The 7635-nt window shown below is 72.4% G+C and carries 3 protein-coding genes; all 3 read left to right on the forward strand.

Annotation, left to right across the window (positions count from 1 at the left end; genetic code table 11):
* Positions 1–9: 9 nt before the first annotated feature.
* A complete protein-coding gene (gltB, locus tag ACFWDO_RS06305) occupies positions 10–4578 on the forward strand; it encodes a glutamate synthase large subunit (protein WP_380324282.1) in 4569 nt (1522 codons plus the stop codon).
* Positions 4571–6037, forward strand: coding sequence for a glutamate synthase subunit beta (locus tag ACFWDO_RS06310; RefSeq protein WP_380324279.1), 1467 nt, complete (start codon positions 4571–4573; stop codon positions 6035–6037). Before gltB ends, ACFWDO_RS06310 begins: the two co-directional genes overlap by 8 nt.
* Positions 6038–6131: 94 nt before the next feature.
* A complete protein-coding gene (gene pyk, locus ACFWDO_RS06315; RefSeq protein WP_380324276.1) occupies positions 6132–7571 on the forward strand; it encodes a pyruvate kinase in 1440 nt (479 codons plus the stop codon).
* Positions 7572–7635: the final 64 nt, after the last annotated feature.

Below are 7635 nucleotides of genomic sequence, written 5' to 3' on the forward strand. Positions count from 1 at the left end.
ACGGTGTTGATGACCACGCCGCAGCATCGGGTCGCGCGGCCCTCGGCCCAGGGCCTCTACGATCCGTCGGCCGAGCACGACGCGTGCGGTGTCGCCTTCGTCGCGACCCTTCGCGGGACGCCCGGGCGCGACATCGTGGACGCGGGCCTGACCGCCCTGCTGAACCTCGACCACCGCGGGGCGGTGGGCGCCGAGGAGAACAGCGGTGACGGGGCCGGGATCCTCACGCAGATCCCGGACGCCTTCGTCCGCGACGTCGTCGCGGCGGAGCTCCCGCCCGCCGGCCACTACGCGATCGGCATGGCGTTCCTGCCGCAGGACGTGGCCGAGGCCGACGCGGTCGCGCGCCGGTTCGAGGCCATCGCCGCGGAGGAGAAGCTCGACGTCCTCGCCTGGCGCGACGTCCCCGTCACGGCCGACCTGGTCGGCCCGACGGCGCGTGCGTCCATGCCGCTGTTCCGCCAGGTCGTCGTCGCCGACCCGGCCCGCGAGCTGTCGGACCTCGAGCTCGACCGGCGCACGTACCGGCTGCGCAAGCGCGCGCAGCACGAGCTGGACTTGTTCCTCGCGTCGCTCTCGAGCCGCACGCTGACGTACAAGGGCATGCTCACGACGGCCCAGCTGGAGCCGTTCTTCCCCGACCTGAGCGACCCGCGCTACGCGTCGGAGATCGCCCTGGTGCACTCGCGCTTCTCGACGAACACGTTCCCGTCGTGGCCGCTGGCGCAGCCGTTCCGCCTCGTGGCGCACAACGGCGAGATCAACACGGTGCGCGGCAACCGCAACTGGATGGCGGCTCGCGAGAGCACCATGGCCAGCGAGGCCCTGGGCGACCTCGCGCCGCTGCTGCCGGTGTGCACCGAGGGGTCGAGCGACTCGGCGAGCTTCGACGAGGTGCTCGAGCTGCTGCACCTGTCGGGCCGCTCGCTGCCGCACGCCGTGCTGATGATGATCCCCGAGGCGTGGGAGAACCACGCCGAGATGGACCCGGCACGGCGCGCGTTCTACCAGTACCACGCGAACCTCATGGAGCCGTGGGACGGCCCCGCCTGCCTCACCTTCACGGACGGCACCCTCATCGGCGCGGTCCTCGACCGCAACGGGCTGCGCCCGGGCCGCTACTGGGTCACCGAGGACGGCCTGGTCGTGCTCGCGTCGGAGGCCGGGGTCCTCGACCTCGACCCGGCGACCATCGTCCGCAAGGGCCGCCTGGAGCCGGGCCGCATGTTCCTGGTCGACACGGCCCAGGGGCGGATCGTGGAGGACGACGAGCTCAAGTCGCAGCTCGCCAGCCAGCGCCCGTACGCCGAGTGGGTGGCGGACAACACGATCACCCTCGACTCGCTGCCGGAGCGCGAGCACGTCGCGCACTCGCCGGCGTCGGTCCAGCGCCGTCAGCGCGCCTTCGGGTACACCACCGAAGAGCTCAAGATCATCCTGACGCCGATGGCGGACACGGGCGCGGAGCCGCTCGGGGCCATGGGCTCGGACACGCCGATCGCCGTGCTCTCGAGCCGGCCGCGGCTCCTGTTCGACTACTTCACCCAGATGTTCGCCCAGGTGACGAACCCGCCGCTGGACTCGATCCGCGAGCAGCTCGTCACCGCGATCGACAGCACCATCGGGCCGGAGCCCAACCTCCTGGAGGAGGTCGCGCAGCACGCCCGCAAGCTCGACCTGCCCTTCCCGGTGCTGGACAACGACGAGCTCGCCAAGATCGTGCGCATCGACCGGGACCCGCGCCTGGAGGGCGAGTTCCGGGCCGGCATCGTGCGCGGGCTGTACGAGGTGTCCGGCGGCGGCCGCGCCCTGCAGGCCCGGCTCGAGGAGATCTTCGCGCAGGTCGACGCGGACCTCGAGGACGGCGTGACGCACATCGTGCTGTCCGACCGCGACTCGGACTCGGAGCTCGCCCCGATCCCGTCGCTGCTGCTGACCAGCGCCGTGCACCACCACCTGCTGCGCCGCGGCACCCGCACCCGGATCTCGCTCGTCGTCGAGGCGGGCGACGTGCGCGAGGTGCACCACGTCGCGCTCCTCATCGGCTACGGCGCCGCCGCGGTCAACCCGTACCTCGCGATGGAGACGGTCGAGGACCTCGCGCTGCGCGGCTACCTCCAGGTCACGCCCGAGAAGGCCGTCGCGAACCTCATCACGGCGCTCGGCAAGGGCGTGCTCAAGGTGATGAGCAAGATGGGCATCTCGACGATCATGTCGTACCGCGGTGCGCAGATCTTCGAGGCCGTCGGGCTCTCGCACGAGCTGGTGGCGGACTACTTCACCGGCACGACGAGCCGCCTCGCGGGCGTCGGCCTGGACGTCATCGCGGCCGAGGTCGCGGCCCGGCACGCCGAGTCGTACCCGGCGTCGGGCAACCACAAGCCGCACCAGCGGCTGACCAGCGGCGGCGAGTACCAGTGGCGCCGCGACGGCGAGGAGCACCTCTTCGACCCGGAGACGGTCTTCCGCCTGCAGCACGCCACGCGCACGGGCCGGATGGACATCTTCCGCCAGTACACGCGACGCGTGGACGAGCAGGCCCGGCGCCTCATGACGCTGCGCGGGCTGCTGCGGTTCACGCCCGACCGCGAGCCGGTGCCGATCGACGAGGTGGAGCCGGTCAGCGAGATCGTCAAGCGGTTCAACACCGGCGCGATGTCCTACGGGTCCATCTCGGCCGAGGCGCACGAGACGCTCGCGATCGCGATGAACCGCCTCGGCGGCCGGTCGAACACCGGCGAGGGCGGCGAGGACCCGGAGCGCCTGTACGACCCGGAGCGCCGCTCGCGGGTCAAGCAGATCGCCTCGGGGCGCTTCGGCGTCACGAGCGAGTACCTGACCCAGGCGGACGACATCCAGATCAAGCTCGCGCAGGGCGCCAAGCCCGGCGAGGGCGGCCAGCTGCCCGGGCCCAAGGTCTACCCGTGGGTCGCGCGGACCCGGCACTCGACGCCGGGCGTCGGCCTCATCTCGCCGCCGCCGCACCACGACATCTACTCGATCGAGGACCTGGCGCAGCTCATCCACGACGCCAAGAACGCGAACCCGAGCGCGCGCGTCCACGTCAAGCTCGTCAGCGAGTTCGGCGTCGGCACGGTGGCCACGGGCGTGTCCAAGGCGCACGCGGACGTCGTGCTGATCTCGGGCCACGACGGCGGCACGGGCGCGAGCCCGCTGACGTCGCTCAAGCACGCCGGCACGCCGTGGGAGATCGGCCTGGCCGAGACCCAGCAGACCCTGGTGCTCAACAACCTGCGCGACCGCATCGTCGTGCAGGTCGACGGCCAGATGAAGACCGGTCGCGACGTCGTCGTGGCCGCGCTGCTGGGCGCCGAGGAGTTCGGCTTCGCGACGGCGCCGATGGTGGTCTCGGGCTGCGTCATGATGCGGGTCTGCCACCTGGACACCTGTCCCGTGGGCGTCGCGACGCAGAATCCCGAGCTGCGCCAGCGGTTCACGGGCAAGCCCGAGTTCGTCGTGAACTTCTTCGAGTTCATCGCGCAGGAGGTGCGCGAGCACCTGGCGTCGCTCGGCTTCCGCTCGATCGAGGAGGCCGTCGGACACGTCGAGGCCCTCGACACCCGCAAGGCGGTGGACCACTGGAAGGCGGAAGGGCTGGACCTGGGCCCCGTGCTCGCCGCCCCGTCGGCCGCCGAGGGTGCCCCGCTGCACCAGGCGGTGACCCAGGACCACGGGCTGGCCAAGGCGCTCGACAACCAGCTCGTCGAGAAGGCGCGCCCCGCGCTCGAGGACGCGCTGCCGGTGAAGATCGAGCTGCCGGTGCGCAACGTCAACCGCACCGTCGGCACGATGCTCGGCCACGAGGTGACCAAGCGCTACCGCGGCGAGGGGCTGCCGGACGACACGATCGACGTGACCCTCACGGGCTCCGCCGGCCAGTCGCTGGGCGCGTTCCTGCCCCGCGGCGTCACGCTGCGCCTGTTCGGCGACGCCAACGACTACGTCGGCAAGGGGCTGTCGGGCGGCCGGATCGTCGTGCGCCCCGACCGCTCGGCGGTGCTCGACGGCGCCGCGAACGTCGTGGCGGGCAACGTCATCGGCTACGGCGCGACGTCCGGCGAGATCCTGCTGCGGGGCCGGGTCGGCGAGCGCTTCGGCGTCCGCAACTCCGGTGCCACCCTGGTGGTGGAGGGCGTGGGCGACCACGGCTGCGAGTACATGACCGGCGGCACCGTGCTGGTGCTCGGCCCGACGGGCCGGAACTTCGGTGCGGGGATGTCGGGCGGCGTGGCGTACGTGCTCAACCTGCGCGACGTCGCGATGAACACCCAGGCCGTGTCCGGCGGCGAGCTCGAGGTGGGCCCGCTCGACGACGCGGACTGGGAACGCGTGCGCGGCCTGCTGGAGCGGCACCTGGAGGAGACGGGGTCGCCGGTGGCGGCCGAGCTCCTCGAGGAGGACGGCTCCCGGGCGCGCTTCTCGCGGGTGCTGCCCGCGGGCTGGGCCCGCGTGCGGGCCGCACTGGCCGACGCCGAGGCCGCCGGGAAGACGCTGGGCGAGGGCGACGACTTCGACCCCGCGATGTGGGAGCAGATCATGGAGGTGGCGCGTGGCTGACCCCCGCGGATTCCTGAAGGTGCGGGAGCGCGAGCTCCCGCCGAACCGCCCGGTCGAGGTGCGGCTGCGTGACTGGAAGGACACGCACGCCCACCGCGAGGAGGGCCAGCCGTTCCTCAAGGAGCAGGCGGGCCGCTGCATGGACTGCGGCGTCCCGTTCTGCCACCAGGGCTGCCCGCTGGGCAACCTGATCCCCGAGTGGAACGACCTGGTGTGGCGCGGCCAGTGGGAGGACGCGATCGAGCGCCTCCACGCGACCAACAACTTCCCGGAGTTCACCGGCCGCGTCTGCCCGGCGCCGTGCGAGACGAGCTGCGTGCTCGGCATCAACCAGCCCGCGGTGACGATCAAGAACGTCGAGGTCTCGATCATCGACGAGGCGTTCGCTCGCGGCCTGGTCACGCCTCAGGTGCCGCAGCGGCTCACGGGCTCGACCGTGGCCGTCGTGGGCTCCGGCCCCGCGGGCCTGGCGGCGGCCCAGCAGCTGACCCGGGCGGGCCACACGGTCGTCGTGTACGAGCGGGACGACGCCATCGGCGGCCTGCTGCGCTACGGCATCCCCGACTTCAAGCTGGAGAAGCTCCACATCGATCGCCGCCTGGAGCAGATGGAGGCCGAGGGCACCCGGTTCCGCCCGGGCGTCGCCATCGGCCGCGACATCAGCTGGGACGCGCTGCGCCGCCGGTTCGACGCGGTCGTGGTGGCCACGGGCGCGACCGTGCCCCGCGACATCGCGCTGCCGGGCCGCGACCTCGCGGGCATCCACTTCGCGATGGACTTCCTGACGCCGGCGAACAAGGCCGCGGCGGGGAACCCGGTCGAGGGTGCCCCGTCGGCCGCGGGCAAGCACGTCGTGATCATCGGCGGCGGCGACACCGGGTCGGACTGCCTCGGCACCTCCCTGCGCCAGGGCGCGGCGAGCGTGACGACGCTGGCGATCGGCAAGAAGCCGCCGCTGGAGCGCCCGGCGAGCCAGCCGTGGCCCACCGACCCGATCCTCTTCGAGGTCTCCACGTCTCACGAGGAGGGCGGGGAGCGGAGCTACCTGGCCTCGACGGTAGAGTTCGTGGGCGGCGAGGACGGCACCGTCCGGGCCCTGCGGGTCGCCGAGACGGAGTACCTGCCGGACGGTCGCCGGGCGCCCCGCGCGGGCACCGAGCGGGAGATCCCGGCCGACCTGGTCCTGGTCGCGATGGGCTTCACCGGTCCGGAGACGGACGAGCTGGTGACCCAGACCGGGGTCGAGCTGACCACCCGCGGGCTGGTCCGGCGCGGCGACGACTACGCCACGAACCTGCCCGGCGTGTACACGACGGGCGACGCGGGGCGCGGTCAGTCCCTGATCGTCTGGGCGATCGCGGAGGGCCGCGCGACGGCGGCCGCGGTCGACGCCTACCTGCAGGGCAGCAGCGAGCTGCCCGCGCCGGTGGGCCCGCGGACCGTCGCGCTGCGAGGATAAGAAGTAGAACGAAGAAGAAGTACCCGGGTGCCGTACCGACGCCCGGGCGTCGCCCCGGCTCGCGCCGGGGCGGATCGACGACGAGGCTGGAGACATGCGCAGAGCGAAGATCGTGTGCACCATCGGACCCGCGACGGCGTCCCCGACCAAGCTCCGTGAGCTGGTCGACGCGGGCATGGACGTGGCCCGGATCAACCGGAGCCACGGGGAGCAGGCGGAGCACGAGGCCGTCTACCACGGTGTACGGAAGGCGGCGAAGGAGTCCGGCCGCAACGTCGCAGTCCTCGTCGACCTCCAGGGCCCGAAGATCCGGCTCGGCCGGTTCGCGGGCGACCAGAAGCACTTCCTGAACGAGGGCGACACCTTCACGATCACCACGGAGGACGTGGAGGGCACGAAGGAGCTCGTCTCGACGACCCACAAGGGCCTGGCGCAGGACGCCCGCGTCGGCGACCCGCTCCTCATCGACGACGGCAAGGTTCGCGTGCGCGTCACCGCCGTCGAGGGCCCGCGCGTCGTGACGACCGTCGAGGTCGCCGGCCCGGTCTCGAACAACAAGGGCATCAACCTTCCCGGCGTCGCGGTCTCCGTGCCGGCGCTGTCGGAGAAGGACACCGACGACCTGCGCTGGGCGCTGCGCATGGGCGCGGACATCATCGCCCTGTCGTTCGTGCGGTCCGCGAAGGACTACGACGACGTCGCGGCGATCATGGCGGAGGAGGGCCGCACGGTCCCCGTCGTCGCCAAGATCGAGAAGCCGCAGGCGGTGGAGAACCTGGAGGAGGTCGTCGCGGCCTTCGACGGCTTCATGGTGGCGCGCGGCGACCTCGCCGTGGAGATGCCGCTGGAGCAGGTCCCGCTGGTGCAGAAGCGCATCGTCGAGCTGGCCCGCCGCAACGCGAAGCCGGTCATCGTCGCCACGCAGGTGCTCGAGTCCATGACCACGAGCCCGACGCCGACGCGCGCCGAGGCCTCCGACTGCGCCAACGCGGTGCTCGACGGCGCCGACGCGGTCATGCTCTCGGGCGAGACCAGCGTGGGCGACTACCCGATCATCACGGTCCAGACGATGGCCCGGATCATCGAGGCGACCGAGGAGATGGGTCGCGAGCGCATCGCGCCGCTGGGTTCCTCCCCGCACACGCGCGGCGGCGTCATCACCCGCGCGGCCGCCGAGATCGGCGAGACGCTCGGCGTGAAGTACCTGGTGACGTTCACCCAGTCGGGCGACTCGGCCAAGCGCATGTCGCGCCTGCGCTCGGGCATCCCGCTGCTCGCCTTCACCCCGGAGGAGAGCGTGCGCAGCGTGCTCGCGCTCACCTGGGGCACCACCACGTACCAGGTGCCGAAGGTCGACAGCGTCGACGCCATGGTCGGCCAGGTGGACTCGACGCTGCGCGCGAACGGGCTCGCCGAGCCGGGCGACCGCGTCGTGATCGTCTCGGGCGCCCCGGTGGGCGTGCCGGGCACGACGAACTCGATCCTCGTGCACAAGGTCGGCAGCCACGGCGACCTGTCCGCGATGGCGGAGTGACCTGGCACTGACCTGACGCGGAACGCTCCGCGACGACGCCGGGGGCGTGCGGTGGGCTGAGCCC

Origin of the sequence: Isoptericola sp. NPDC060185, from assembly GCF_042728595.1 — a bacterium.
Lineage (GTDB): Bacteria > Actinomycetota > Actinomycetes > Actinomycetales > Cellulomonadaceae > Isoptericola.

Excerpts from the sequence above, each read along its gene's own strand:
- gltB (WP_380324282.1), top strand. The coding sequence starts at position 10 with ATGACCACGCCGCAGCATCGGGTCGCGCGGCCCTCGGCCCAGGGCCTC.
- pyk (WP_380324276.1), top strand. The coding sequence starts at position 6,132 with ATGCGCAGAGCGAAGATCGTGTGCACCATCGGACCCGCGACGGCGTCC.